This is a genomic window from Streptomyces sp. NPDC049597, from assembly GCF_040675505.1.
Lineage (GTDB): Bacteria > Actinomycetota > Actinomycetes > Streptomycetales > Streptomycetaceae > Streptomyces.
Window position 1 is genome coordinate 257,790 of the sequence record NZ_JBFAOY010000005.1, and the last position, 24,922, is coordinate 282,711.

The window sequence follows — 24,922 nt, forward strand, 5'->3', positions numbered from 1 at the left end:
GTCACACGCCCCGGCTGACCGAGCTCATGTTGAAGTCCGGCACCCGTAGCGCGGGCATCGCGGCGCGGGTGAACCAATCGCCCCATTCGCGCGGCAGCGTCTTCTCCGTCCGGCCGGCCTCCGTCGCGCGCCCCAGCAGGTCGACGGGCGACTCGTTGAAGCGGAAGTTGTTCACCTCGCCCACGACCTCGCCGTTCTCCACCAGGTACACGCCGTCCCTGGTCAAGCCGGTCAGGAGCAGCGTCGCGGGGTCGACCTCGCGGATGTACCAGAGGCAGGTCAGCAGCAGACCGCGCTCGGTGGCCGAGACCATCTCCGCCAGCGAGCGCTCGCCGCCCGCGTCAAGGATCAGGTTGTCCGTTCCCGGGGCGATTGGCAGGCCGGTCAGGCCGGCGGTGTGCCGGGTCGTGATCAGGTGTGCCAGCTTCCCGTCACGCACCCAGTCCGTCGGCGACAGCGGCAGACCGTTGTCGAACACCGAGGCGTCGTCGCCGGACGAGTGCGCGATCACGAAGGGCGCCGCCTCCAGCCCCGGCTCGTGCGGATCGCTGCGCAGCGTCAGCGGCAGCGAGGACAGCGCCTCGCCGATACGGGTGCCACCGCCGGGCTTGGAGAAGACCGTACGGCCCTCCGCCGCGTCCCGGGCCGTCGACGACCACATCTGGTAGATCAGCAGATCGGCCACGGCGGTCGGCGGCAGCAGCGTCTCGTAGCGACCAGCCGGCAGGTCGAGGCGGCGCTCCGCCCAGCCGAGCCGCACCGCCAGTTCGGCGTCCAGCGCCGCCGGGTCCACATCCGTGAAGTCCCGCGTGGAACGGCCCGCCCAGGCCGAGCGCATACGGTCGGGCGACTTGGCGTTGAGCTCCAGCGTGCCGGTCGGCTGGTCGTGGCGCAGCCGCAGCCCCGTCGAGGTGCCGAGGTACGTCGAGGTCAGCTCGTGGTTGGCGAAGCCGTACAGTTCCCGCCCGCCCGCGCCGGCCCGGGCGAACGCCTCGCCGAGCGCCGGTGCGAAGTCCGCGAACACCGCCGACGACGTCTCCGCCGGCGCGTCCGTGAAGTGGGGGGAGACGGCCACGCCCTCGACCAGCGGCTGGGCGTCCTCGGCCGGCCCGGCGGACCGCGCGGCGGCCTCCGCGGCGCGCACGAGCCGCGCCAGGTCGTCGGCGGTCACGGCCGACTGCGAGACCACGCCGGACGCCGTGCCCTCGGAGCCGTCGACCGTGGCGACGACGGTGAGGGTACGGCCGCGGGTCACGCCGTTGGTGGTCAGCGCGTTGCCGGCCCAGCGCAGGTTCGCCGAGGAGTGCTCGTCGGCGATGACGACACAGCCGTCCGCCGTCGACAGCTCCAGCGCCCGCTCGACGATCTCGTGCGGCTTGCTCACCCGGCTCATCGGCCTGCCTCCTGCGTCGTATTGAGAATGTTGACGCCCCGGAAGAGGGCGGAGGGGCAGCCGTGGGAGACCGCGGCGACCTGGCCCGGCTGTGCCTTGCCGCAGTTGAAGGCGCCGCCCAGCACGTACGTCTGCGGCCCGCCGACCTGCTCCATCGAGCCCCAGAACTCCGTCGTCGTCGCCTGGTACGCGACGTCCCTCAGCTGACCGGCCAGCCGGCCGTTCTCGATGCGGAAGAACCGCTGCCCGGTGAACTGGAAGTTGTAGCGCTGCATGTCGATCGACCACGACCGGTCGCCGACCACGTAGATCCCGTGCTCCACCCCGCCGATCAGGTCCTCCGTCGACAGACCGCCGGGGTCCGGCTGCAGCGACACGTTCGCCATCCGCTGCACCGGCACATGGGCGGGGGAGTCGGCGAAGGCGCAGCCGTTGGAGCGGCCGAGGCCCGTGAGCTTCGCGATGCGCCGGTCCAGCTGGTAGCCCACCAGCGTGCCGTCCTTGACCAGGTCCCAGCTCTGCGCCTCGACGCCCTCGTCGTCGTAGCCGATCGTCGCCAGCCCGTGTTCGGCGGTCCGGTCACCGGTCACGTTCATCACGGAGGAGCCGTACGCCAGCTTCCCGAGCTGGTCGAAGGTCGCGAACGACGTCCCCGCGTAGGCCGCCTCGTAGCCGAGCGCGCGGTCCAGCTCCGTGGCGTGGCCGATCGACTCGTGGATCGTCAGCCACAGGTTCGACGGGTCGACGACCAGGTCGTAGCGCCCGGCCTCGACGCTCGGCGCGCGCATCTTCTCCGCGAGCAGCTCCGGGATGCGCTCCAGCTCGGCGTCCCAGTCCCAGCCGGTGCCGGTCAGGTACTCCCAGCCGCGTCCCACGGGCGGCGCGATGGTGCGCATGGAGTCGAACTCGCCGGTCGTCTCGTCGACGGCGACCGCCGTGAGCTGCGGGTGCAGCCGCACCCGCTGCTGCGTGGTGACCGTCCCCGCGGTGTCCGCGTAGAACTTGTTCTCCTGCACGGTCAGCAGCGAGGCGTCCACGTGCGCCACCCCCGGCGCCCGCAGCAGCCGGGAACTCCAGTCGGCGAGCAGCGCGCTCTTGTCCTCGCCCGGCACGTCGAAGGGGTTGACCTCGTACGAGGAGACCCAGGTCTTGTCCGCGTGGACCGGCTCGTCCGCCAGCTCCACGCGCTCGTCGGAGCCCGCCGCCGCGATCACCTTCGCGGACAGCTTCGCCATCGCCACGGCCTGCCCGGCGACCCTGGCCGCGGCGTCCATGGTCATGTCGACACCGGAGGCGAATCCCCAGGCGCCGCCGTGCACCACCCGCACCGCGTACCCGAGGTCCGTGGAGTCGGACGATCCGGCGGGTTTGGCGTCCCGCAGCCGCCAGGAGGCGCTGCGGACGCGCTCCAGGCGGAAGTCGGCGTGCTCGGCGCCGAGCGCGCGCGCCCGGGCGAGCGCCGCGTCGGCGAGCGCCCTCAGCGGCAGCGCCGTGAAGGCCGCGTCGATGGAATGAGGCACGGATGTCTCCTGTCGTCGAGACGTGGTCGCCCCGATCATGTCGCGCCGGACGGGCCCGTCGCCAGCCAGTTCGGAGGGACCGTGGCTCCCTGCCCGCGAGGGGGACTTTGCGCGGGGGCTTTGCGGGGACTTTCTGTAGGGATCCGACAGCGACGGGTGGAAGGCGCTGTCAGGCCCCGATTCTCCGTACGCCGTGCCGTACCGATAGTTTGCAGACGTACCAGCCGCATAGGGAAAGGGTGATCCGTTGAGCCGCTCGGTTCTCGTCACCGGAGGAAACCGGGGCATCGGCCTCGCCATCGCCCGCGCGTTCGCCGAGAACGGCGACAACGTCGCGATCACCTACCGCTCGGGGGAGCCCCCGGCCGCCCTGGCGGAGCTGGGGTGCCTGGCGGTCAAGTGCGACATCACCGACTCCGAGCAGGTGGAGCAGGCGTACAAGGAGATCGAGGAGAAGCACGGTCCCGTCGAGGTGCTGGTGGCCAACGCCGGTATCACCAAGGACCAGCTGCTGATGCGCATGTCGGAGGAGGACTTCACCTCCGTCCTCGACACCAATCTCACCGGTACCTTCCGCGTCGTGAAGCGCGCCAACCGCGGCATGCTCCGCGCCAAGAAGGGCCGCGTCGTCCTGATCTCCTCCGTCGTGGGGCTGCTGGGCTCCGCCGGGCAGGCCAACTACGCGGCCTCCAAGGCCGCTCTCGTGGGCTTCGCCCGCTCCCTCGCGCGTGAGCTCGGCTCGCGCAACATCACGTTCAACGTCGTCGCGCCCGGCTTTGTCGACACCGACATGACCCAGGCGCTCACGGACGAGCAGCGCGCCGGCATCGTCTCGCAGGTGCCCCTCGGCCGTTACGCGCAGCCGGAGGAGATCGCGGCCACCGTGCGCTTCCTCACCTCCGACGACGCCTCGTACATCACTGGAGCCGTCATTCCCGTCGACGGCGGATTGGGCATGGGTCACTGATCACATGAGCGGAATTCTCGAGGGCAAGCGCGTCCTGATCACCGGTGTGCTGATGGAGTCCTCCATCGCCTTCCACACCGCGAAGGTGGCCCAGGAGCAGGGTGCCGAGGTCATCCTCACGGCCTTCCCGCGGCCCACCCTGACCGAGCGCATCGCCAAGAAGCTGCCGAAGCCGGCCAAGGTCATCGAGCTCGACGTCACCAACGACGAGCACCTTGCCCGCGTCGAGGACACCGTGCGCGAGGAGCTCGGCGGCCTCGACGGCGTCGTCCACTCCATCGGCTTCGCCCCGCAGGACGCCCTCGGCGGCAACTTCCTGAACACGCCGTTCGAGTCCGTGGCGACCGCGATGCACGTCTCGGCGTTCTCGCTGAAGTCGCTGACCATGGCCTGCCTGCCGCTGATGCAGAACGGCGGCTCCGTCGTCGGCCTGACCTTCGACGCCCAGTTCGCCTGGCCGCAGTACGACTGGATGGGCCCGGCCAAGGCCGCGCTGGAGGCCACCAGCCGCTACCTCGCGCGCGACCTGGGCAAGCAGAACGTGCGCTGCAACCTGATCTCGGCGGGCCCGCTCGGCTCCATGGCCGCCAAGTCCATCCCGGGCTTCTCGGACCTCGCGAAGGTCTGGGACGAGCGCTCCCCGCTCGAGTGGGACATGACCGACCCGGAGCCGGCCGGCCGCGGTGTGGTCGCCCTGCTCTCCGACTTCTTCCCGAAGACCACGGGTGAGATCGTCCACGTCGACGGCGGCGTGCACATCATGGGTGCCTGACCAGGCGCGACGTAGCAGAACGACGCCCCGTTCCCCGCACCGCGCGGGGGGCGGGGCGTCACCCGTTCGGCCCTACGGGTGGGCGGTGCGACCGGCGCGCGGCGATGCTGGAGGGGCAACTCTTCCTTGTGGTGCTTTTGCGGCGTTCGCGCCGCAGTTCGGCCGAGGGGGTACTGCTTGTGTGTACGAACTGGCGTCAAGCCTCCGTACTCGCCACGGTGACGGTCCTGCTGTGGGCGACACCGACGGGGTCCCAGACCGGCAGTCGTCAGGAACGGCAGAGCCCCCGGCAGCACACACGGGAGCAGCCCCCCGACTACCGGGCCGACTGCGGCACGGTGATCGAGGGCTCGGAGGTCACCGCCTACTGCCACAACCCCTATCCCGCGGCTGACCGCGTTCAGCTGCACGTCGAATGCGCGCGCTGGTGGGACGTCGACGCCGACTCGGAGCCGGTCGAGCTGCGCCCCGCCGGGTACGCGGAGCTCACCCAGCGGTGCTGGAAGGAGATCCGGGCCGCCTGGATCAGCCACCAGCCGCAGCGGGCCGCCGCAGGCACATGAACGGGTAGCCCGCCGCCTCCGCGGCGGCTGCCTCGCCGTCCCCGGCCCGGATCGCCTCGACCATCCGCGCGTGGTCCATGTAGTTCTCCTCGCGCAGCTCGCCGCCCACGTCGCCGCGCAGCCAGTCGCGCAGCAGGTCCGCCAGGTCCGCGTACAGCTCGGTCATGACCTCGTTGTGGGAGGCGGCCACGACGGCCAGGTGGAAGGTCGCGTCGGCCGCGACGAACTGCTCCGCGTCGCCCGACGCCCACGCCTCCTCGCGGCGGGCCAGCAGCGTGTCGAGCTGCCTCAGGTCCTTCGCGGTGCGCCGCTCTGCGGCGAGGCGGGCCGCGGACGACTCCAGCGTGGAGCGCAGCTCGGCGACATGACGGGGGTCGGCGCCGGCGAACCGGCGATGCATCACGCCGGCCAGCTCGCTGGTGGCGATCACGTAGGTGCCCGAGCCCTGGCGGATGTCCAGCAGGCCGTTGTGGGCGAGCGCGCGCACGGCCTCACGGACGGTGTTGCGGGCCACGCCCAGTTGCTCGACAAGTTCCGGCTCGGTCGGGATGCGCGAGCCGACCGGCCACTCGCCCGAGGTGATTTGGTTGCGCAGCTCGGCGATCACCTGGTCCGAGAGCGCGGAACGCCGGGGAGAGGACAGCGCCATGGTGCTCCTTGTCGTGGAGAGTCGCCCATTCATGGTCGTACGCCGACCGGGCCGCGGAGAAGCCCGGGTAGTACGGGATTGGACAACCAATCATCCCATGATTCTATGATGGTCCCATGCCAGACGAGACCCGGACCCTCCGCCGCGCCGCCACGGCGCTCCCTTCCTTCGCCGCATCCCTGGAAGCCGCCGCGCCGGAGACGGCGGGGCGGCGCTCCGTGTGGGCCACCCGGCTCGTCGTCGTCGGCATCGTCCTCGCCGCCCTCAACCTGCGGCCCGCGATCACGAGCCTCGGCGCCCTCCTCGAAGAGGCGCGCGTAGGGCTCCACATGAGCGGCAGCGTCGCCGGCCTCCTCACGTCCGTACCGCCGCTGTGCTTCGCCGTGTTCGGCGTCGCCGCCCCCCGGCTGGCCCGCCGCTTCGGACCCGCCGCCGTCGTCTGCGCCGGCATGGCGGCCATCGCCGCCGGGCTCCTGGTCCGTCCCTTCGCGGGCGGCACACCGGGCTTCCTCGCCGCCAGCGCGCTCGCGCTCATGGGCATCGCCGTCAGCAACGTCCTCATGCCGGTGATCGTCAAGCGGTACTTCCCCGACCGGGTCGGCACGATGACCGGCCTCTACTCCATGGCCCTCGCGCTCGGCACATCGCTCGCCGCCGCCGCGACCGTGCCCGTCACCCAGGCCCTGGGCGGCGGCTGGCGCGTCGGGCTCGCGGTCTGGGCCGCGGTCGCCGCGCTGGCCGTACTGCCCTGGCTCGGGCTGGTGCGCGACCGGGACCGCGCACGCCCGCACACCGCCGGTGCGGCAGCCGCCGAGGACGTCCCCGCGCCGCGCGTGACCCGCAGCCCCACCGCGTGGGCCCTCGGCTTCTTCTTCGGGCTCCAGGCCACCGGCGCGTACATCACGATGGGCTGGATGCCGCAGATCTTCCGTGACGCGGGCGTCCCCGCCTCCACGGCAGGGGTGCTCCTGGCCGTCACCATGGTGATGGGCGTGCCGCTCGCCTTCGTCATCCCGCGTCTCGCGGCCCGCATGAAGAACCAGGGCCTGATCGCCGTCGCCCTGGGCGTGTGCGGACTCGCCGGCTACCTCGGCCTGCTCCTCGCGCCGGTGCAGGGCGCCTGGCTCTGGGCGCTGCTGCTCGGCGTCTCCAACTGCGCCTTCCCCCTCGCCCTCACCATGATCGGCATGCGCTCGCGCACCGGCGCCGGCGTCGTACGGCTGTCGGCCTTCGCCCAGTCCGCCGGCTACCTGATCTCCATCCCGGGCCCGCTGCTGGTGGGCGTGCTCTACCAGCACAGCGGCGGCTGGGCGCTGCCGCTCGGGCTGATGGCCGGCCTGCTGGTGCCCCAGATGATCGTGGGCGTGATGGCAGGACGGGACCGGACGATCGAGGACGAGACGCGGGTGCGAGACTGATCCCATGCCTGTGCTCGACCCGAACCCCCAGAACGGCCAGAAGAAGCTCCTCGGAGTCTTCGGCGCGATGCTTCTCATCGGCGTGGTGATCGCGATCATCGCCACGGTCGCGGCGCCCTGACGGTCCCGTCCCGGCCCGGGCCCCGAACAAGCCGGCGCCGGCCGGCGACCCCTAGGGGGCCGGGCTCAGGGTGAAGTGGGTGGGTCACCGGATGTGCGCGGCGCTTCATGATCCGTACGTTTGAGGGACTCGACCCCGGACCCGACGGAGGCGGCCATGACGGCCCAGACGCGTACCAGGCCCCACCCCCCGGCCACGGGCGTCGTCGTGGCCAGACTGCCGTGGTGGGCCCTCGTCCTGCCCGTGCTCGCCTTCGCCGCACTGCTGACGCTCATCGCCGCCCCCGGCGACGCGCACGCGGCCGGAGCCGGTCCGGCGGCCGGTGACCTCCTGCGGCAGATCCTGCGGATACTGGTCCGCTGACGCGTTCCCCTTCGGGGGAGACGCGTCAACACCCTGCGCCCACTGGCTCATTTCATGCGAAGCTGGGGGGCATGAGCGCCGCTGTGTCCTCCGGGGAGACTCCCCCCGGATCTTCCGAGTCCCGCAGGATCGTCCTCCTCCGGCACGCGAAGGCCGACTGGCCCCAGGTGTCCGATCACGACCGCCCGCTCGCCGAGCGCGGCCGCAAGGACGCCCCCGTGGCCGGCCGCAGGCTCGCCGACACCGGTATCGCCTTCGACCTGGCCCTGTGCTCCACCGCGACCAGAACCCGTGAGACATGGAAGCTCGCCGTGCACGAGCTGCCGCACCGCCCGAAGACGGTCTACGAGGAGCGGCTGTACGAGGCCTCCCTCGGAGAGCTCATCGCCCTGCTCAACGAGACCCCGGACGAGGTCCAGGACCTGCTCGTCATCGGCCACAACCCCGGTATGCACGCCCTGGCCGACGCCCTCTCGGGCAGTGCGGAGGGCGACGCGCTGGCCCGGATGACCCAGGACGGCTTCCCGACCTCGGCGTTCGCCGTCGTCTCGTTCACCGGCTCCTGGAAGTCGGTGGAGCACGGTGTGGGCAAGCTGCTCGACTACTGGACCCCGCACGACTGATCACCGCAACGGCGAGGCCCCGGCGCACACCGTGCGCCGGGGCCTTCGTATCGCGCTCTGCGCGCTCAGTGCTCCTCGGTGCCGTCGTCGGCGGCCTCGACCTCTTCGCGGGTGACGCCCAGCAGATACAGCACCGTGTCCAGGAAGGGCACGTTGACCGCGGTGTGCGCGGCCTTGCGGACCACGGGCTTGGCGTTGAACGCGACCCCGAGCCCCGCGGCGTTCAGCATGTCCAGGTCATTGGCGCCGTCGCCGATCGCGACCGTCTGCGCCAGCGGCACTCCGGCCTCGGCCGCGAAGGCGCGCAGCAGCCGCGCCTTGCCCGCCCGGTCGACGACGTCGCCCACGACCCGGCCGGTCAGCTTGCCGTTCTCGATCTCCAGGGTGTTCGCCGACGCGAAATCGAGGCCGAGACGCTCCTTGAGATCGTCGGTGACCTGGGTGAACCCGCCCGAGACGACACCCACTTGGAAACCGAGCCGCTTCAGCGTACGGATCAGGGTTCGCGCCCCCGGCGTGAGCCGCACCTCGGCACGCACCTTGTCGACGACCGACGCGTCCAGCCCCTCCAGCAGCGCCACCCGCGCGTGCAGGGACTGCTCGAAGTCCAGCTCGCCGCGCATCGCCGCGGCCGTCACCTCGGCCACCTCGTCCTCACAGCCCGCATGGGCCGCGAACAGCTCGATGACCTCGTCCTGGATGAGCGTGGAGTCGACGTCCATCACGACCAGGCGCTGGGCCCGCCGGTGCAGGCCCGCCGACACGACGGCCACGTCGACGCCGATCTCGTGCGACTCGGTGGCCAGCGCGGTGCGCAACGGCTCGGTCTCCACGCCGGACACCGCGAACTCCACGGCGGTCACGGGATATTTCGCCAGCCGGAAGATACGGTCGATGTTCGCGCCCATGCCGCTGATCCGGCCCGCTATGGCCGCCGTGGCCTCGGCCGTCAGCGGGTGACCGAGCACGGTCACATGGGAACGTCCGCTGCCGCGCGGCCGGTTGTCGCCGGTACCCGAGATGATCTCGGCCTGCAGTTTCAGGGACTCCGCCCAGCTGTGCACGGTCGCCCGCAGCTCGCCCTCCGTGGCGCCGCCGGCCGTCGGCGCGGTGACGAGCGCGCACAGCACGAGGCGTCCGCGCGAGACGACCTGCTCGATGTCGATCACGTCGACCGAGAAGGCCGCGAGGGTGTCGAAGAGCCCGGCGGTGATACCGGGACGGTCCTTCCCGAAGATCTTGACGAGAAGGGTCGGGATGTCGTTGCCGAGAGGGGGCTGCGATGCGCTCATGGTGTTACCACCGTATCGGGCGGCGGCCGCGATCCCACCTTCTGTCCCGCCTGCCGGACACCCGGGCCCCCAACGCCGCTCACGCCCGGGTTCGTCATGGTTACGCACTGTTGCGCCCCGTCCATGGGCAGTGCGGACGATGTGCCGCCCCGCCGGGCGTCCCCGATCATCCACGAAGGTCCCAACTCCGTACCGAACACTGCGTTTACAAGGCCCGAGTTTCGGATACGGATCCCGGCCTGAAATAGTTCCCCACGATGTTCGCCATCCCTAGACTCCCGGCAACGGGGGTAGCTCGGGGGACAACTAGTGGGGCATGGAGTGCCGGAACTCGTACTGGAATTGAACGGAAGGACCTGGACCCTCGATCCGTCCAGGTCGTACACCCTCGGCCGCGACCCGCAGGGTGATCTGGTGGTCGACGACGCCAGAGTCTCGTGGCGGCACGCCACGATCAGCTGGGGCGGGCGCAGTTGGGTCATCGAGGACCACGGCAGCACCAACGGCACTTATGTGCAGGGTCAGCGGATCCACCAGATGGAGATCGGCGCGGGCTCCGCCGTCCATCTGGGCAACGCCACCGACGGTCCGCGGCTCAGCCTCACCGCTGCCGCCGCCTACAGCGCCCAGGCCGCCGCACCCCAGCAGGCCGCCGCCCAGCAGGCCCCGGCCCCGCAGCAGGGCTGGCCGCAGGGCCAGGCGCCGCAGGCCGCCCAGCAGGGCTGGCAGCAGCCGTCGGCCCCGCAGGCGCAGCAGCCGCCCCAGGTCCCGCACCAGCAGGGGGTGCACAAGGCACAGGGCACCCCGCCGGTCTACGGCGACCGCAGCCCCACGACGTTCCACCAGCTGGCCCTCGGCCGCGTGATGCGCATCGGTCGTGCGCTCGAGAACGAGCTGGTCGTCTCCGACCTGCAGGTCTCGCGCCACCATGCCGAATTCGTCGCGACGCCCGACGGCCGCTTCGAGATCCGCGACCTCGGCTCCCACAACGGCACGTACGTCAACGGTCAGCCGATCGCCAAGTCGTCCACGGTCCTCATCGGCCCGAACGACATCGTCGGTGTCGGTCACTCCACGTTCCGGCTCGTCGGTGACCGCCTCGAGGAGTTCGTCGACACCGGTGAGGTCTCCTTCTCCGCCCGTCACCTGACCGTCACGGTCGACGGCGGCAAGCAGATCCTGCGCGACGTCTCCTTCGGCGTCCCCGAGAAGTCCCTGATCGGCGTGATCGGCCCGTCCGGATCCGGAAAGTCCACTCTGCTCAAGGCGCTGACCGGCTACCGGCCCGCCAACCAGGGCGACGTCCTCTACGACAACCGCAGCCTGTACAAGCAGTTCGCCGAGCTGCGCCAGCGCATCGGTCTGGTTCCGCAGGACGACATCCTGCACAAGGAGCTGACCGTCCGGAAGGCGCTCAAGTACGCGGCCAAGCTCCGCTTCCCGGCGGACACCACCGAGGCCGAGCGCGAGGCGCGCATCGACGAGGTGCTGCGCGAGCTCAAGCTCGACATCCACAAGGACAAGAAGGTCACCTCCCTGTCCGGCGGTCAGCGCAAGCGCGTCTCCGTCGCCCTGGAGCTGCTGACCAAGCCGTCGCTGATCTTCCTGGACGAGCCGACCTCCGGCCTCGACCCGGGCATGGACCGCGACGTCATGCAGCTGCTGCGCGGCCTCGCCGACGACGGCCGCACCGTCCTGGTGGTCACCCACTCCGTGGCGGAGCTCCAGCTGTGCGACAAGCTCCTCGTCATGGCGCCCGGCGGCTCCGTCGCCTACTTCGGCCCGCCGGAGGAGGCGCTCAACTTCTTCGGCTACAGCACGTGGGCGGACGTGTTCTCCGCGTTCGAGAACTACCGCGACTACGACTGGGCCGGCCGCTGGCGCGGTTCGCAGCACTACCAGATGTACGCGGCCGACCTCGACGCCGTCGCCCCGCAGGCGGTCAACATGCCGCCCCCGCAGCAGATGAACCCGCCCAAGCCGCAGAGCTGGGGCTCCCAGCTGTGGACCCTCATCCGCCGCTACTCGTCGGTGATCGCGTCCGACAAGGGCTTCATGGGCCTGATGGTGATCCTGCCGGCCGTCCTCGGCCTGGTCTCGGTCGTCATCCCGGCGGACTTCGGCCTCGCGGCGCCCGAGCCGCCGTCCAGGTTCAACGGCGACGCCGGCACGATCATGCTGATCCTCGCGGTCGGCATGTGCTTCTCCGGCGCGGCCAACTCCGTACGAGAGCTGATCAAGGAACGGGTCATCTACGAACGGGAGCGGGCGACCGGCCTGTCCCGCTCGGCGTACCTGATGTCCAAGGTCATCGTGCTCGGCGTGATCACGGCCCTGCAGGGCGTGATCATCTGCGGCATCGGCTTCGCGACGCGCGAGCTGCCCGAAGAGGGCCTGATCATGCCGCCGGCCGTCGAGATCTGCCTCGTCGTCATCGCGCTCGGCTTCACCTCGATGATGTTCGGCCTGGTCATCTCCTCGCTGGTGAAGACCGCCGAGAAGACCATGCCGCTGCTGGTCATGTTCGCCATCGTCCAGGTCGTCTTCACCGGCATCCTCTTCCAGGTCTACGGCTCGCCCGGCCTGGAGCAGTTCGCCTGGCTGATGCCGTCCCGCTGGGCCATCGCCGGCGCCGGCACCACGCTCGACCTGGCGCACCTCATGCCGCCGTGGGACCCGAAGAACCCCACCGACCTGGACCCGCTGTGGGAGCACACGGCCGGCCAGTGGGGCATGAACATCACCGTCCTGCTCGCCATCGGCATCATCTGCGGCTTCGTGGTCCAGCGCCTGCTGCGCCGCCACGAGCCCGAGGTCATGCGCAAGTGACCGCACGCGTCCCCTGACGACGCCGAAGGGCGCACCCCGCACGGGGTGCGCCCTTCGGCGTATGTCTGCTACCGCCTCGTCGCGGCGCCGTTCGTGGCAGTGCCTCAGTAGGCGCTGTTCACGTTGTCCATGGAGCCGTAGCGGTCGGCCGCGTAGTTGCAGGCGGCGACGATGTTGGCGACCGGGTCGTACTGGTCCCAGGAGGTGCCGGGGACGTGGTACGCGTCGAAGGTGGGCTTGATGACCTGCAGCAGGCCCTTCGACGGGACACCGTTGATCGCGTTGATGTCCCAGTTGTTGATGGCACGCGGGTTACCGCTGGACTCACGCATGATGTTGCGGTGGATGCCCTCGTAGGTGCCGGGGATGTTGTGCTTCTTCATGATGGACAGCGCCTCGCGGATCCAGCCGTCCAGGTTGTTCGGGTAGGTGACCTTCGCGGGCTTGCGCGCGGCGGACCGGCTGGCGGCCTGCTCGGCGGCACGCTTCTTCGCGGCGGCCTCCGCCTTCTTCTTGGCCTCGGCCTTCTTCTTGGCCTCAGCCAGCTTCTTCGCCTCGGCCTGCTTCTTGGCCTCGGCGGCCTCTGCCTTCTTCTTCGCCTGCGCGGCCTTGAGCTGGGCCTCGAAGGCGGTCTGCTGGTTGGCGATGCTCTCCTGCACCGCGGCGGCCTGCTTCTCGTTGACCTTCCAGGCCACGGGGGCGGCCGCGGCCACCTCGGTCGTCGTGCCGGCTTCGGCGTCGCCGGGAGCCAGGGACAGCGCCAGAGCGGCGGAAGCGGCGACGGCGACACCGGTGACCGCGGCCTTGCGCGATCGGAGACGACGGAGAGCGGCGGTGTTGAACGCGGACATACAGACGTACCTCTTCGAATAGCGGAAAGTCGCTCCAGGCCGGTTCGGCTCTGCGCTGTTCGGAAGCGACGTCGGCAATTCTTAGCGGCAGCAAAATCTGGTGGCAAAGGTGTGACGTACGATCCGCGGTAGTGGATCACGTTGATCCCAAACGTCCGATTCATGCGCCCTGTCCCCGCTCACGCGCCCTTTATGTACGCACTAAAGAGGTTCGTAAGTGACCTACGTCCTATGCGCGGGCTCACATGGCGCGCGCGTCGGCCTCACCGTGTGTTGCTTCAGCAATTCAGTGAGTGAGCGTCGCTGTCCGGCAGCACGAGATGGACGTCGCCGAACTCGTGCCAGAGGTAGCGGTGCCTCAGCGCTTCGGAGTACGCGCGGGTCAACGCCGCCTCGCCGGCGATCGCGCCGAGCATCAGCAGATGGGACGCCGCCGGCTCGTGCAGCCCGGTCAGCAGGCCGTCCACCACCCGCACCCCCCGCCGCGGCGTCACCACCAGATCCGTCCACCCGGCAGCGGGGCCCACCACCCCAGCCGGATCCGCCGCCGACTCCAGGGCCCGCACCGCCGTCGTCCCCACCGCCACGACCCGGCCGCCCGCCGCCCGTGCCGCGTTCACCAGCCACGCCGTCGTCGCGGGCACCTCGAAGCGCTCCGGATACGGCGGTTCGTGCGCCTCCGCCGACGCCACGCCCGTGTGCAGCGTGACCGGCGCGAACTGCACCCCCCGGCTCACCAGCTCCGCCACCAGCGGCGCGGTGAACGGCCGCCCGGCGCTCGGCATCTCCGCCGACCCGAAACCTTCGGGGGAGGGCAGCGCGAAGACCGTCTGGTACGCGGCGAGCGGCTGGTCCCTGGTCGTGTACCCGTAGCGGATCGGCCGCCCGTGCCGCGCCAGCAGCCCTGCCACGCCGACCGACACCGACGCCCACCACAGCCGCCGCGCCCCCGGAGTCAGCGGCTCCTCCAGCACCAGGTGCGCGCCGCCCGGCAGCCGCACCACCGCGCCGCTCGGCCCGCCCGGGCGCGGGACCGTACTGCCCGAGCCGTTCGGGCGCCGCAGCTCCACCGCCCACCGCAGGTCGTCCCCCTGTGTGGAGAAGTGCACCACCACCGGCTCGCCGCCCACGCGGCCGTCCACCGCCGCCGCCAGCGTCAATGACGTGTTGACGACCAGCACGTCACCCGCCCGCAGATGCCGCGGCAGACCGCGGAACGCGTGGTGCGACACCCGCGTCCCGCGTGAGACCAGCAGCCGCACGTCGTCGCGGCCCGCACCCCGCTCCTCCGCCGGAACCCGCGCCGACAACTCCTCGGGGACCGTCAGCGACTCCAGCACGGCCCTTTCCTCCGGCACCGTCCTCATCGGGACTCCAGCAGGGCGGCAGCGGTGTACCGGCCGCTGGCCGGACGCTGCGAGAGCAGCCGCAGGAAGGCGGGCACCACGGACTCCGGAGACGGCCGGGGCTCGTCGTCGTCCGGGACGGCAGCCGCATAGAGGTCCGTCGCCATGTCGCCCGGATCGACGCTCCACACCCGCAGCCCCGGCTCCTCCACGGCCAGCACGGCGGCCAGCTGGTCGAGCGCCGCCTTCGAAGCGCCGTAGCCTCCCCAGGTCCCGTACGCCTCCACCGCCGCGTCCGAGCTGACCGCCAGCACCGCCCCCGCCGGCGACCTGCGCAGCATCGGCAGTGCCTCCTGCACCAGACCGAGCGCCGCGACCACATTGGTCTCCACCGCCGCCCGCAGCCCCTCCAGGGGCAGGGACTCCAGCCGCACCAGCGGCTGCGCCCCCAGCGCGCTCGCGTTGCTCACCACCAGATCGAGCCCGCCCAGTCCAGCGGCCTCCGCCACCAGCGCCGCGCGGTGCGCGGCGTCCGTGACGTCCCCCGCCACCGCCACCACTCGTGTGCCGTGGACACCGGCCAGGCGGGCGCTCTCCTTCAGTACGTCCTCGGTGCGTGCCCCGAGGACCAGGTCCCAGCCCTCCCCGGCGAGACCGGCCGCGAGCGCGCGGCCCAGCCCCTTCGACGCCCCTGTGATCACCGCAACCGCCATGAGACCCATCCCCTTCGCCGTACCGCTCCTGCGTGGTGCGGCCAACGTAGGAACGCGGAGGGGCCCGCCGCCTCGTGCCGCGGCCCCTTCCCGCACGGGCATTTGGCCCTACGTCCCCCGGCCTAGGCGGGGGCGGTCCCGGGGCCGATACGCACGGTCACACCCCGCCGGTACGGTGAGGTCATGAGTCACCGACCGAGCTCGGGCCTGGCCGCCGTGAGCACCGCGCTCCTCGCCATGAGCAGGCATCTCGAGGTGCGCGACGTGCTCAAGACGATCGTGGCCTCCGCCCGCGACCTCCTCGACGCGGAGTACGCGGCGCTCGGTGTGCCCGACGACCACGGCGGCTTCGCGCAGTTCGTCGTCGACGGCGTCAGCGACGACCAGTGGAAGGCCATCGGCCCCCTGCCGCGCCAGCACGGCATCCTCGCCGCGATGCTGCAGGAGGCGAAGGTGGAGCGGCTCGCCGACGTGCGCCAGGACCCCCGCTTCGAGGGCTGGCCCTCCGCCCATCCCGAGATGTCCGACTTCCTGGGCCTGCCCATCAAGGACGGCGACGAGGTCATGGGCGCGCTCTTCCTCGCCAACAAGCGCTGCCCCAGGCAGGGCGGCGGGTGCGGCTTCACCGAGGACGACGAGGAACTGCTCGGCATACTCGCCCAGCACGCGGCCATCGCCCTCACCAACGCCCGGCTGTACGAGCGCAGCCGCGAGCTGACCATCGCCGAGGAGCGCTCCCGCCTCGCCCATGAGCTGCACGACGCCGTGAGCCAGAAGCTCTTCTCCCTGCGGCTCACCGCCCAGGCCGCCGCCGCCCTGGTGGACCGTGACCCGGGCAGGGCGAAGGGGGAGCTCCAGCAGGTCGCCGAGCTCGCCGCCGAAGCGGCCGACGAGCTGCGCGCCGCCGTCGTCGAGCTGCGTCCCGCGGCCCTCGACGAGGACGGCCTCGTCAACACGCTGCGTACCCAGATCCAGGTCCTCGACCGCGCGCACACCGCCGAGGTCACCTTCGACGCCTGCGGGGTGCGGGCCCTGCCCGCCGCCCAGGAGGAGGCCCTGCTGCGCGTCGCCCAGGAGGCCCTGCACAACGCGCTGCGCCACTCCGGTGCGGACCGCGTCGAGGTCGTGCTCGTCCGCCGCGGCCAAGGAGTTCTGCTCAGCGTGCGGGACGACGGCAAGGGGTTCGAGCCCCGCACCGTGCGCAGGGCCGGGCGCCATCTCGGACTCGTCTCGATGCGGGACCGGGCGGGCGGTGTCGGCGGCACACTCAGTGTGGAGTCGGCGCCCGGCAAGGGCACCACGATCGAGATGGAGGTCCCCGGTGGCTGACAGGAGGATCCGCGTGCTGCTGGTCGACGACCATCAGGTGGTGCGGCGCGGGCTGCGCACGTTCCTGGAGGTCCAGGACGACATAGAGGTGGTGGGCGAGGCCGGCGACGGTGCGGAGGGCGTCGCGCGGGCCGAGGAGCTGAAGCCCCACGTGGTGCTGATGGACGTGAAGATGCCGGGCATGGACGGCATCGACGCCCTGCGCAAGCTGCGCGAGCTCGCCAACCCGGCCAAGGTCCTGATCGTCACCAGCTTCACCGAGCAGCGCACGGTGGTCCCGGCGCTGCGCGCGGGCGCCTCGGGCTACGTCTACAAGGACGTCGACCCGGAGGCTCTGGCCGGCGCGATCCGCTCGGTCCACGCGGGCCACGTCCTGCTCCAGCCGGAGGTCGCGGTCGCGCTGCTGTCCGAGGACGACTCACCGGGCGGCACGGGCCGCGGGAGCAACCTCACGGAGCGGGAGCGCGAGGTCCTGGGACTGATAGCGGACGGCCGGTCCAACCGGGAGATCGCCAGGGCGCTGGTGCTCTCCGAGAAGACGGTGAAGACGCACGTGTCCAACATCCTGATGAAGCTCGACCTGGCCGACCGCACCCAGGCGGCGCTCTGGGCGGTGCGGCACGGGCTGACCGGCTGATCGCAGGGCGTCCCGGACCCGGGACGCGGCCCGGACCCGGGAGGAGACGTCACCCCCGCTGCCGCTCCTCCACATACGCGTTGTACGCCGCCACCTGCGCCCTGCGCGCCACCCGCTCCACCGGCCGCAGCGCCTCCACCCGCGCCGCCATCTCCGCCGCGCTCACCGCACCGCCGTGCCCGTTCTCGTACGCCACCGAGATCAGCAGCCCGATCCGCTGCGCCAGCTCCAGCACCCGTGCCGCACGCGGCGGATAGCCCGGCGCCAGGGTGCTCGCCGCCCCGCGCTCCGCCCGCGCCCGGTACACGTCCACCGCCGCCTCCGCCACCGGCCCCGACGCGGCCACATCCAGACGGGTCAGCGTGGACGTCGCCTCGCGCAGCGCCTCCGCGAGCTCCCGCTCCGCCTCGCCGAGCGAGGGCACGTCGGCGGGCGGCGCCTCCCGTACCGGCAGGCAGTGCCACAGGACGTCCACGTGCACGTCCCCGGCCGGACCCGCCTCGCGGATCTCCGGCACCAGCCCGTACGCGGCGCCCGTCGCGACGACGGCCTCCTCGGCCTCCAGCGCCCGCGCGTTGAACTCGGGCGGGCCGCTCAGCCCCAGCGGATGCCCCGGCGCGGGCAGAGCCACCCGGTAACCGGTCACGCCCAGCGCCCGCAGCCGCCCGAGCGCGAGCGTCAGCCCGACCGGACCGGCCTCGCCCGGCAGTCCCTCCACGCGGTGCACGGCATCGTCGCCGACGATCGCGTGCACGGCGTCGTCCGGCGAGACAACTCCTGCCAAAAGGGCGTTTCCCCATGCCGCCAAGCGGCCTGAACGAGGTTCCGAAAGCATGCTCCCACCCTAGGCGTGCCCGGCGGACACCCCCTAGCACGGGACCGGGCGACCGGAGCGCCGGGCAGGTGGCGTAGGTTTTCCCTGGGTGCTGTGCCCACAGGCGCACGAACCGCCCACACGCACCCGAAGGCCTCGACGATTGCATGGGGAGACAACGCGCTCATGAGCGATGTACTGGAGCTGGTGGACGTATCCGTGGTCCGCGACGGACGCGCTCTGGTGGACGACGTCTCCTGGTCGGTCAAGGAGGGTGAGCGCTGGGTGATCCTGGGCCCCAACGGCGCGGGCAAGACCACCCTGCTCAACATCGCTTCCAGTTACCTCTTCCCCACCAGCGGCCGGGCCCGGATCCTCGGCGAGCGCCTCGGCGGCGTCGACGTGTTCGAGCTCCGCCCCCGCATCGGCATGGCCGGCATCGCCATGGCCGACAAGCTCCCCAAGCGCCAGACGGTCCTGCAGACCGTGCTCACCGCCGCGTACGGCATGACCGCCACCTGGCACGAGGACTACGACGAGGTCGACGAGCAGCGCGCCCGTGCCTTCCTCGACCGGCTCGGCATGACCGAGTACCTCGACCGCAGGTTCGGCACCCTCTCCGAGGGCGAGCGCAAGCGCACCCTGATCGCCCGCGCCATGATGACCGACCCCGAGCTGCTCCTCCTCGACGAGCCCGCCGCCGGCCTGGACCTCGGCGGCCGCGAGGACCTGGTGCGCCGTCTCGGGCGGCTCGCCCGCGACCCGTACGCGCCCTCCATGATCATGGTGACCCACCACGTCGAGGAGATCGCGCCCGGCTTCACCCACGTGCTGATGATCCGGCAGGGCAAGGTGCTCGCCGCCGGCCCGATGGAGACCGAGCTCACCTCCCGCAACCTGTCCCACTGCTTCGGCCTCCCGCTCGTCGTCGAGCGCAACGGCGAGCGCTGGACCGCGCAGGGCCTGCCGCTCGGCTGAACTCCCTGACGAACAAGGGCAGAACCGAAGGCGACCCGTATCGCCCCCTGTCCGGACCGCGACCGGCGGACCTACCATGACCACGTGGACATCGACGCATGGGTGTGGTGGCTGATCGGCGCGGTCGGGCTGGGCATTCCGCTCGTGCTGACCGCGATGCCCGAATTCGCAATGTTCTCCGCCGGAGCCGTGGCCGCGGCCGTCGTCGCGGCGCTCGGCGGCGGATCGGTGGCTCAAGTCCTCGTCTTCGCCGCGGTGTCCGTCGCGCTCATCGCGGTCGTACGCCCCATCGCGGCCCGGCACAGAGCCCAGCAGGGCCCGAGATTCGCCAGCGGTGTCGATGCCCTGAAAGGCCGTCAGGCAGTTGTCGTCGAACGGGTCGACGGCAACGGCGGCCGCATCAAGCTGGCCGGCGAGATCTGGTCCGCCCGCTCCTTCGACGCGTCCATGTCCTACGAGCAGGGCCAGCAGGTCGACGTGGTCGAGATCGACGGAGCCACCGCCGTCGTGATGTGAGCGCCACGACGGCGTTCCCAGCGACGACGACCGCAGCCCCCCGGCGAACGGACCGGAACGGGCCGAACCTTCCGAACTGCCCACAGCACAGCCCCTGTTCTGGGAAACTGATCATCACAGCCGTCAGATCCGACCTCAGCTCGATCCGCAGAAATCGCAGAATCATCCGGCAGCGAAGGGCACAGGGAACGCGATGCAACCGATCATCATCGTCCTGATCATTCTGGTGGTGCTGGTCTTCATCGCCCTGATCAAGACGATCCAGGTCATCCCGCAGGCCAGCGCCGCCATCGTGGAGCGGTTCGGACGCTACACCCGCACCCTCAACGCGGGCCTCAACATCGTCGTCCCCTTCATCGACTCCATCCGCAACCGCATCGACCTGCGCGAGCAGGTCGTCCCCTTCCCGCCCCAGCCGGTGATCACCCAGGACAACCTGGTCGTCAACATCGACACCGTCATCTACTACCAGGTGACCGACGCCCGGGCCGCGACCTACGAAGTCGCCAGCTACATCCAGGCCATCGAGCAGCTCACCGTCACCACCCTGCGGAACATCATCGGCGGCATGGACCTGGAGCGGACGCTGACCTCCCGCGAGGAGATCAACGCGGCGCTCCGCGGAGTCCTCGACGAGGCCACCGGCAAGTGGGGCATCCGCGTCAACCGCGTCGAGCTCAAGGCCATCGAGCCGCCCACCTCCATCCAGGACTCGATGGAGAAGCAGATGCGCGCCGACCGGGACAAGCGCGCCGCCATCCTCACCGCCGAGGGCATCCGGCAGTCGCAGATCCTCACCGCCGAGGGCGAGAAGCAGTCCGCGATCCTCCGCGCCGAAGGTGAGGCCAAGGCGGCGGCTCTGCGCGCCGAGGGCGAGGCCCAGGCCATCCGTACGGTCTTCGAGTCCATCCACGCCGGAGACGCCGACCAGAAGCTCCTCGCCTACCAGTACCTCCAGATGCTCCCGAAGATCGCCGAGGGCGACGCCAACAAGCTCTGGATCGTGCCCAGCGAGATCGGCGACGCCCTCAAGGGGCTCTCCGGAGCCATGGGCAACTTCAACCCGATGGCCGGCATGGGCGGCGGACCGAGCAAGGCGGGCAACGGGAACGGCAGCGGCACCGAACGCCGCGAGCAGCCCCCCATCGACTGACGCCGGCATCCTTCGTGCATGATCGTTGAGGCCCCTCGACCTTGATGGCGGGGAGGCGTCTCACCGAGCGTGGAGGAGATGGCGTTGCCCATCTGGGAGTCACTGGCGATTTTCGCCGCAGGAGTCGGCGCCGGCACCATCAACACCATCGTGGGCTCGGGGACCCTGATCACCTTCCCGGTACTACTGGCCACCGGGCTGCCGCCCGTCACCGCCACGGTGTCGAACGCCCTCGGCCTCATCCCGGGCTCCATCAGCGGCGCCATAGGCTACCGGGAGGAACTCAAGGGCCAGCGGCCCCTCGTGATGCGCCTCGGCGTCGCCGCCGCGATCGGCGGTCTCGCGGGAGCCGTGCTGCTGCTGATGCTCCCGTCGACCGCCTTCGAGACGATCGTGCCCGTCCTCGTCGCGCTCGCCCTGGTCCTCGTCGTGCTCCAGCCCCGCATCTCCACCGCCGTCCAGCGCCGCCGCGAACGCAACGGCACCCTCACCAAGACCGACGGCGGGCCCGTCCTCTTCGGCGGCCTGCTGCTCGCCAGCGTGTACGGCGGCTACTTCACCGCGGCCCAGGGGATCATCTACCTCTCCCTCATGGGCATGCTGCTCGACGACACCATCCAGCGCCTCAACGCCGTCAAGAACGTCCTCGCGGCCATCGTGAACAGCATCGCCGCACTGTTCTTCCTCTTCGTCGCCGACTTCGACTGGACCGCCGTCCTCCTCATCGCCGTCGGCTCGGCGATCGGCGGCCAGCTCGGGGCGAAGATCGGCCGCAAACTGCACCCCACCGCGCTGCGTGTGTTCATCGTGGTCGTCGGCACCTGCGCCATCGTGCAGCTGCTCCTGCGCTGACACGTGAGGGAGCCCGCCCCCTAGCCGTACGGGGACGGGCTCCCTCACGAGAGACAGCGACCTGCGCCGCGCACTACGCGGCGGTGTCCGCCGCCAGCCAGTCCGGCAGGGCCGCCCGCTCGCCCGACCTCATCCCGAGGAGCATCGCCTCCGCCGGCGACGGCACGAACGGCTGGTGCAGCAGCGGCATACCCGCCTGCTCCGGCGTACGGTCCGCCTTGCGGTGATTGTCCTCGGCGCACGAGGCGACCGTGTTCAGCCAGGAGTCGGCACCACCGTGCGACCTCGGCACCACGTGGTCCACGGTCGTCGCGCGCCTGCCGCAGTACGCGCACCGGTGCCGGTCCCTGACCAGCACACCCCGCCGTGACCACGGCGCCTGTCTTCGGAACGGCACCCGTACGTACCGGCAGAGCCTGATCACCCGGGGCACCGGAAGATCGACGGCGGCCGCGCGGACACGGAGACCGGGGTGGGCCTGCTCGACGACGGCCTTGTCCTGGAGCACCAGCACCACCGCACGGTTGAGCGTCACCGTCGACAGCGGCTCGAAGCTCGCATTCAGCACCAGCGTGTCCCGCATCTCGCCCACCTCCCGTTCGCCGGCCCAGCCCGTCGGCGGGCATCGGGCTCGGATCAACTCTGGCCGGGCGCGCCGAGATGGACAACGCAATATCTGTGCCTTCCGGGAGAGCGAACCCCCGGCCCCCGGCAACAAAACTGCCCTGCCCTGATCTCTCCAAGACCAGGGCAGGGCAAACGGAAAACGAACAATCAGCTCTCGGCGGGTCCCTCGTACTCCGCGATGACGTGCGCGCGGGCGAGCGTGTGGAAGCGCAGGTTGAAGCCCACCACCGCGGGCGAGGCGTCCGCGTCCGGTCCGAGCTTCTCGCTGTCCACGGCGTACACCGTGAACACGTAACGGTGCTTCTCACCGGCCGGGGGAGCGGCACCCCCGAAGTCCTTCGACCCGTAGTCGTTGCGGGCCTGGACCGCGCCCTCGGGCAGCCCCTCGAACTTCCCGGTGCCCGCACCCGCCGGAAGCTCGGTCACCGACGCCGGGATGTCGAACAGGACCCAGTGCCAGAAACCGCTGCCCGTCGGAGCGTCCGGATCGAAACACGTCACGGCGAAGCTCTTGGTCTCCGCCGGGAAGCCCTCCCAGCGCAGATGCGGGGACGTGTTGCCCGCCGCGTGGACCTGGGCGTCCTTCAGTACCGACCCCGGCTCGATGTCGTCGCTCACCACCGTGAACGACGGCACCGGCGGGTGGAAGTCGTGCGGCAGCGGCGCACGCTTCAGCTCGGTCACGTCAAAACCTCCGATTCGGCTGTCCTGCGTCTGTGGCCCGAGCCTAGAGCCAGTTGCGACGGCCACCGACGTCGGCGAGCCACTGGTTCAGGTAAGCGGCCCAGTCGGTCCCCGCGAAGTCGTGGTGCCCGACCTTGAAGGCCTTGTACGAGTCGCTGCTCTCGCTGAACAGACCCGGCTTCTTGTCCATCTCCAGGACCACGTCCATCTCGTGGTCGTCCGCGACGAACGTCAGCTCGACCTGGTTGAGCCCGCGGTACTGCTGCGGCGGGAAGAACTCGATCTCCTGGTAGAACGGCAGCCGCTGGCGCGTCCCCCGGATGTGACCGCGCTCCATGTCCGCGCTCTTGAAGCGGAAGCCCAGCTGGATGAACGCGTCGAGGATCGCCTGCTGCGACGGCAGCGGGTGCACGTTGATCGGGTCGAGGTCGCCCGAGTCCACGGCACGCGCGATCTCCAGCTCGGTCGTCACACCGATGTTCATCCCGCGCAGCTGCTGCCCTCCGATCGACGTGACCGGCGTCTCCCACGGGATCTCGAGACCGAACGGCACCACGTGCACCGCGCCGGCCTTGACCTCGAACGCGCCACCGAGCCGCTGCTTGGTGAACTCGATGTCCTGCTTGACCTCCTGGTCACCGCCCTCGACCTCGACACGCGCCTGAAGGCCGACGGACAGCCCCTCGATCTGCTGATCGACCGAACCGCCCTGGATCCGCACCTCGCCCTGGACGACCCCGCCCGGAACGACGTTCTCCTCGGTGAGCACCGTCTCGACGGACGCACCACCGGCGCCGAGGCTCGCGAGCAGCTTCTTGAAGCCCATGTCCACTCCTTCTAGGTCCTGACCCCTACATACGCCCGACGACCGTAGTCGGTTCCCCGGTACGCTCGAAGCGATGATCGAGAGCTCCGACCGTACGCCGCTGGCCCGCTCCTTCTTCGACCGCCCGGTCCTGGAAGTGGCGCCCGAACTGCTGGGCCGCACGCTGATCCGCATGACGGAGGACGGCCCGATAGAGCTGCGCCTGACCGAGGTGGAGGCGTACGCGGGCGAGTCCGACCCCGGCTCCCACGCCTTCCGCGGCCGCACCGCGCGCAACGAGGTGATGTTCGGCCCGCCCGGACACGCGTACGTCTACTTCACCTACGGCATGTGGCACTGCCTCAACGTGGTGTGCGGCCCCGAGGGGAAGGCGAGCGGAATCCTCCTGCGGGCGGGGGAGATCCAGGTGGGCGCGGAGCTCACCCGCCATCGACGCGTCTCGGCCCGCCATGACAAGGAACTGGCCAAAGGCCCGGCCCGTCTGGCCACCGCCCTCGGTGTCGACCGCGCCCTCAACGGGGCGGACCTCTGCGACGGCCCGGCCGCGCCGCTGACCCTCTGCCATGGCCGCCCGCCCTCCCCCGACCAGGTGCGCAACGGCCCACGGACGGGCGTCGGCGGCGAAGGCGCGTACCATCCGTGGCGCTTTTGGATCGAGGGCGACCCCACCGTGAGCCCGTACCGGGCCCACTCGCCGCGCCGCAGGGCGACTTGACTCGGTACGGCGAGACGCCTAACGTAGCCCGAGCCGCTTGAACGGGGCACTGCTTTTCAGCAGCTCCGAAGCGGCCATCCACTACTGACGACAAACCCGAACGGGTGCGATTTCGGCATGCCGAAATTCGACCTGATCGACTCGATTATGAGACGCCGGGGAAATCCGCTAAAGTAGTGACCACGCCGAAAGGGAAACGCGAAAGCGAAGAACTGAAAGCGATCCCGCCGGCCGGGAATCGGACACGAAAGAGTCTGATAGAGTCGGAAACGCAAGACCGAAGGGAAGCGCCCGGAGGAAAGCCCCAGAAGATTCTGCGGGTGAGTACAAAGGAAGCGTCCGTTCCTTGAGAACTCAACAGCGTGCCAAAA

The 24,922-nt window shown here is 70.7% G+C and carries 26 protein-coding genes; 15 read left to right on the forward strand and 11 right to left on the reverse strand.

The genetic code is table 11. The features are described 5' to 3' along the window. Position 1: 1 nt before the first annotated feature. Together AB0K02_RS09315 and AB0K02_RS09320 are read right to left on the reverse strand one after the other, a co-directional pair. Positions 2 to 1,393, reverse strand: coding sequence for a metallopeptidase TldD-related protein (locus AB0K02_RS09315; protein WP_365991728.1), 1,392 nt, complete (start codon positions 1,391 to 1,393; stop codon positions 2 to 4). Next, on the reverse strand, positions 1,390 to 2,913 hold the full coding sequence (locus AB0K02_RS09320; protein WP_365991729.1) for a TldD/PmbA family protein: 1,524 nt from the start codon (positions 2,911 to 2,913) through the stop codon (positions 1,390 to 1,392). The genes AB0K02_RS09315 and AB0K02_RS09320 overlap by 4 nt, the downstream gene beginning before the upstream one ends. A gap of 247 nt (positions 2,914 to 3,160) precedes the next feature. On the opposite strand from AB0K02_RS09320, the gene fabG reads away from it, so the two are divergent. The 3 genes from fabG (at position 3,161) to AB0K02_RS09335 (ending at position 5,215) form a co-directional block, all read left to right on the forward strand. Further along, positions 3,161 to 3,880 carry a 3-oxoacyl-[acyl-carrier-protein] reductase gene (gene fabG, locus AB0K02_RS09325; protein ID WP_365991730.1) on the forward strand — a complete coding sequence of 240 codons (720 nt, stop codon included), beginning with the start codon at positions 3,161 to 3,163 and terminating at the stop codon, positions 3,878 to 3,880. A 4-nt stretch (positions 3,881 to 3,884) separates the two neighbouring features. Continuing rightward, positions 3,885 to 4,652 carry an enoyl-ACP reductase FabI gene (gene fabI / locus AB0K02_RS09330; RefSeq protein WP_365991731.1) on the forward strand — a complete coding sequence of 256 codons (768 nt, stop codon included), beginning with the start codon at positions 3,885 to 3,887 and terminating at the stop codon, positions 4,650 to 4,652. 218 nt (positions 4,653 to 4,870) lie between these two features. Further along, complete coding sequence (locus AB0K02_RS09335; protein ID WP_365991732.1) at positions 4,871 to 5,215, forward strand: hypothetical protein; 345 nt, start codon at positions 4,871 to 4,873, stop codon at positions 5,213 to 5,215. Here the strand turns inward: AB0K02_RS09335 and AB0K02_RS09340 are convergent. Then, positions 5,178 to 5,864, reverse strand: coding sequence for a FadR/GntR family transcriptional regulator (locus AB0K02_RS09340; RefSeq protein WP_365991733.1), 687 nt, complete (start codon positions 5,862 to 5,864; stop codon positions 5,178 to 5,180). The genes AB0K02_RS09335 and AB0K02_RS09340 overlap by 38 nt on opposite strands. Before the next feature lie 116 nt (positions 5,865 to 5,980). Between AB0K02_RS09340 and AB0K02_RS09345 the strand changes: the two genes are divergently transcribed. The 4 genes from AB0K02_RS09345 to AB0K02_RS09360 all read left to right on the forward strand — a co-directional run bounded on the left by AB0K02_RS09345 (position 5,981) and on the right by AB0K02_RS09360 (position 8,389). Beyond that, complete coding sequence (locus AB0K02_RS09345) at positions 5,981 to 7,282, forward strand: MFS transporter (protein ID WP_365991734.1); 1,302 nt, start codon at positions 5,981 to 5,983, stop codon at positions 7,280 to 7,282. A 4-nt stretch (positions 7,283 to 7,286) separates the two neighbouring features. Continuing rightward, the gene (locus tag AB0K02_RS09350; RefSeq protein WP_256355980.1) at positions 7,287 to 7,403 is read left to right on the forward strand and encodes an SGM_5486 family transporter-associated protein; all 117 of its coding nucleotides are present in this window, start codon (positions 7,287 to 7,289) and stop codon (positions 7,401 to 7,403) included. A 156-nt stretch (positions 7,404 to 7,559) separates the two neighbouring features. Then, complete coding sequence (locus tag AB0K02_RS09355) at positions 7,560 to 7,766, forward strand: hypothetical protein (protein ID WP_365991735.1); 207 nt, start codon at positions 7,560 to 7,562, stop codon at positions 7,764 to 7,766. Positions 7,767 to 7,837: 71 nt separating this feature from the next. Further along, positions 7,838 to 8,389 carry a histidine phosphatase family protein gene (locus AB0K02_RS09360; RefSeq protein ID WP_365991736.1) on the forward strand — a complete coding sequence of 184 codons (552 nt, stop codon included), beginning with the start codon at positions 7,838 to 7,840 and terminating at the stop codon, positions 8,387 to 8,389. A 65-nt stretch (positions 8,390 to 8,454) separates the two neighbouring features. Here AB0K02_RS09360 and serB read toward each other — a convergent pair whose 3' ends face one another. Then, positions 8,455 to 9,681, reverse strand: coding sequence for a phosphoserine phosphatase SerB (gene serB / locus AB0K02_RS09365; protein WP_365991737.1), 1,227 nt, complete (start codon positions 9,679 to 9,681; stop codon positions 8,455 to 8,457). A gap of 309 nt (positions 9,682 to 9,990) precedes the next feature. Here serB and AB0K02_RS09370 point away from each other — a divergent pair, with 309 nt between their 5' ends. Further along, complete coding sequence (locus tag AB0K02_RS09370) at positions 9,991 to 12,510, forward strand: FHA domain-containing protein (protein WP_365991738.1); 2,520 nt, start codon at positions 9,991 to 9,993, stop codon at positions 12,508 to 12,510. A 104-nt stretch (positions 12,511 to 12,614) separates the two neighbouring features. Here the strand turns inward: AB0K02_RS09370 and AB0K02_RS09375 are convergent, their stop codons facing one another. From AB0K02_RS09375 to AB0K02_RS09385, 3 genes are all read right to left on the reverse strand, one after another. Continuing rightward, positions 12,615 to 13,361, reverse strand: a complete 747-nt coding sequence (locus AB0K02_RS09375) for a transglycosylase SLT domain-containing protein (protein ID WP_365991740.1) — start codon at positions 13,359 to 13,361, stop codon at positions 12,615 to 12,617. A gap of 278 nt (positions 13,362 to 13,639) precedes the next feature. Next, positions 13,640 to 14,728: an S-adenosylmethionine:tRNA ribosyltransferase-isomerase gene (locus AB0K02_RS09380; protein WP_365991741.1), complete on the reverse strand. Its 1,089-nt coding sequence runs from the start codon at positions 14,726 to 14,728 to the stop codon at positions 13,640 to 13,642. Beyond that, positions 14,725 to 15,420 (reverse strand): SDR family oxidoreductase, encoded by a 696-nt coding sequence (locus tag AB0K02_RS09385; RefSeq protein WP_365991742.1) that lies wholly within the window; start codon positions 15,418 to 15,420, stop codon positions 14,725 to 14,727. Before AB0K02_RS09385 ends, AB0K02_RS09380 begins: the two co-directional genes overlap by 4 nt. Before the next feature lie 183 nt (positions 15,421 to 15,603). On the opposite strand from AB0K02_RS09385, the gene AB0K02_RS09390 reads away from it, so the two are divergent. Beyond that, entirely contained in the window at positions 15,604 to 16,749 is a 1,146-nt protein-coding gene (locus AB0K02_RS09390) for a GAF domain-containing sensor histidine kinase (protein ID WP_365991743.1), read from the forward strand. Next, on the forward strand, positions 16,742 to 17,386 hold the full coding sequence (locus AB0K02_RS09395; RefSeq protein ID WP_365991744.1) for a response regulator transcription factor: 645 nt from the start codon (positions 16,742 to 16,744) through the stop codon (positions 17,384 to 17,386). Before AB0K02_RS09390 ends, AB0K02_RS09395 begins: the two co-directional genes overlap by 8 nt. 49 nt (positions 17,387 to 17,435) lie before the next feature. Here AB0K02_RS09395 and AB0K02_RS09400 read toward each other — a convergent pair whose 3' ends face one another. Continuing rightward, the gene (locus tag AB0K02_RS09400) at positions 17,436 to 18,221 is read right to left on the reverse strand and encodes a hypothetical protein (protein WP_365991745.1); all 786 of its coding nucleotides are present in this window, start codon (positions 18,219 to 18,221) and stop codon (positions 17,436 to 17,438) included. A 165-nt stretch (positions 18,222 to 18,386) separates the two neighbouring features. On the opposite strand from AB0K02_RS09400, the gene AB0K02_RS09405 reads away from it, so the two are divergent. From AB0K02_RS09405 to AB0K02_RS09420, 4 genes are all read left to right on the forward strand, one after another. Beyond that, complete coding sequence (locus tag AB0K02_RS09405; RefSeq protein WP_365991746.1) at positions 18,387 to 19,178, forward strand: ABC transporter ATP-binding protein; 792 nt, start codon at positions 18,387 to 18,389, stop codon at positions 19,176 to 19,178. Positions 19,179 to 19,262: 84 nt separating this feature from the next. Continuing rightward, positions 19,263 to 19,694, forward strand: coding sequence for an NfeD family protein (locus tag AB0K02_RS09410; protein WP_307716172.1), 432 nt, complete (start codon positions 19,263 to 19,265; stop codon positions 19,692 to 19,694). 193 nt (positions 19,695 to 19,887) lie between these two features. Then, positions 19,888 to 20,847 (forward strand): SPFH domain-containing protein, encoded by a 960-nt coding sequence (locus AB0K02_RS09415; RefSeq protein ID WP_365991747.1) that lies wholly within the window; start codon positions 19,888 to 19,890, stop codon positions 20,845 to 20,847. Positions 20,848 to 20,925: 78 nt separating this feature from the next. Beyond that, a complete protein-coding gene (locus AB0K02_RS09420) occupies positions 20,926 to 21,699 on the forward strand; it encodes a sulfite exporter TauE/SafE family protein (RefSeq protein WP_365991748.1) in 774 nt (257 codons plus the stop codon). 73 nt (positions 21,700 to 21,772) lie between these two features. Here the strand turns inward: AB0K02_RS09420 and AB0K02_RS09425 are convergent, their stop codons facing one another. The 3 genes from AB0K02_RS09425 to AB0K02_RS09435 form a co-directional block, all read right to left on the reverse strand. Next, entirely contained in the window at positions 21,773 to 22,282 is a 510-nt protein-coding gene (locus AB0K02_RS09425) for an HNH endonuclease (RefSeq protein ID WP_365991749.1), read from the reverse strand. 191 nt (positions 22,283 to 22,473) lie between these two features. Beyond that, the gene (locus AB0K02_RS09430; RefSeq protein WP_365991750.1) at positions 22,474 to 23,010 is read right to left on the reverse strand and encodes a YbhB/YbcL family Raf kinase inhibitor-like protein; all 537 of its coding nucleotides are present in this window, start codon (positions 23,008 to 23,010) and stop codon (positions 22,474 to 22,476) included. A gap of 43 nt (positions 23,011 to 23,053) precedes the next feature. Next, entirely contained in the window at positions 23,054 to 23,836 is a 783-nt protein-coding gene (locus AB0K02_RS09435) for a sporulation protein (protein ID WP_365991751.1), read from the reverse strand. A gap of 73 nt (positions 23,837 to 23,909) precedes the next feature. Here AB0K02_RS09435 and AB0K02_RS09440 point away from each other — a divergent pair, with 73 nt between their 5' ends. Next, positions 23,910 to 24,551 carry a DNA-3-methyladenine glycosylase gene (locus AB0K02_RS09440; RefSeq protein WP_365991752.1) on the forward strand — a complete coding sequence of 214 codons (642 nt, stop codon included), beginning with the start codon at positions 23,910 to 23,912 and terminating at the stop codon, positions 24,549 to 24,551. Positions 24,552 to 24,922: the final 371 nt, after the last annotated feature.

Bases quoted from the DNA above. Each gene is read 5' to 3' on its own strand.
- AB0K02_RS09315 (WP_365991728.1), bottom strand. From the start codon at position 1,393: ATGAGCCGGGTGAGCAAGCCGCACGAGATCGTCGAGCGGGCGCTGGAG.
- fabI (WP_365991731.1), top strand. From the start codon at position 3,885: ATGAGCGGAATTCTCGAGGGCAAGCGCGTCCTGATCACCGGTGTGCTG.
- AB0K02_RS09340 (WP_365991733.1), bottom strand. From the start codon at position 5,864: ATGGCGCTGTCCTCTCCCCGGCGTTCCGCGCTCTCGGACCAGGTGATC.
- AB0K02_RS09345 (WP_365991734.1), top strand. From the start codon at position 5,981: ATGCCAGACGAGACCCGGACCCTCCGCCGCGCCGCCACGGCGCTCCCT.
- AB0K02_RS09350 (WP_256355980.1), top strand. From the start codon at position 7,287: ATGCCTGTGCTCGACCCGAACCCCCAGAACGGCCAGAAGAAGCTCCTC.
- AB0K02_RS09355 (WP_365991735.1), top strand. From the start codon at position 7,560: ATGACGGCCCAGACGCGTACCAGGCCCCACCCCCCGGCCACGGGCGTC.
- AB0K02_RS09360 (WP_365991736.1), top strand. From the start codon at position 7,838: ATGAGCGCCGCTGTGTCCTCCGGGGAGACTCCCCCCGGATCTTCCGAG.
- serB (WP_365991737.1), bottom strand. From the start codon at position 9,681: ATGAGCGCATCGCAGCCCCCTCTCGGCAACGACATCCCGACCCTTCTC.
- AB0K02_RS09375 (WP_365991740.1), bottom strand. From the start codon at position 13,361: ATGTCCGCGTTCAACACCGCCGCTCTCCGTCGTCTCCGATCGCGCAAG.
- AB0K02_RS09380 (WP_365991741.1), bottom strand. From the start codon at position 14,728: ATGAGGACGGTGCCGGAGGAAAGGGCCGTGCTGGAGTCGCTGACGGTC.
- AB0K02_RS09385 (WP_365991742.1), bottom strand. From the start codon at position 15,420: ATGGCGGTTGCGGTGATCACAGGGGCGTCGAAGGGGCTGGGCCGCGCG.
- AB0K02_RS09390 (WP_365991743.1), top strand. From the start codon at position 15,604: ATGAGTCACCGACCGAGCTCGGGCCTGGCCGCCGTGAGCACCGCGCTC.
- AB0K02_RS09400 (WP_365991745.1), bottom strand. From the start codon at position 18,221: ATGCTTTCGGAACCTCGTTCAGGCCGCTTGGCGGCATGGGGAAACGCC.
- AB0K02_RS09405 (WP_365991746.1), top strand. From the start codon at position 18,387: ATGAGCGATGTACTGGAGCTGGTGGACGTATCCGTGGTCCGCGACGGA.
- AB0K02_RS09415 (WP_365991747.1), top strand. From the start codon at position 19,888: ATGCAACCGATCATCATCGTCCTGATCATTCTGGTGGTGCTGGTCTTC.
- AB0K02_RS09420 (WP_365991748.1), top strand. From the start codon at position 20,926: ATGGCGTTGCCCATCTGGGAGTCACTGGCGATTTTCGCCGCAGGAGTC.
- AB0K02_RS09425 (WP_365991749.1), bottom strand. From the start codon at position 22,282: ATGCGGGACACGCTGGTGCTGAATGCGAGCTTCGAGCCGCTGTCGACG.
- AB0K02_RS09435 (WP_365991751.1), bottom strand. From the start codon at position 23,836: ATGGGCTTCAAGAAGCTGCTCGCGAGCCTCGGCGCCGGTGGTGCGTCC.
- AB0K02_RS09440 (WP_365991752.1), top strand. From the start codon at position 23,910: ATGATCGAGAGCTCCGACCGTACGCCGCTGGCCCGCTCCTTCTTCGAC.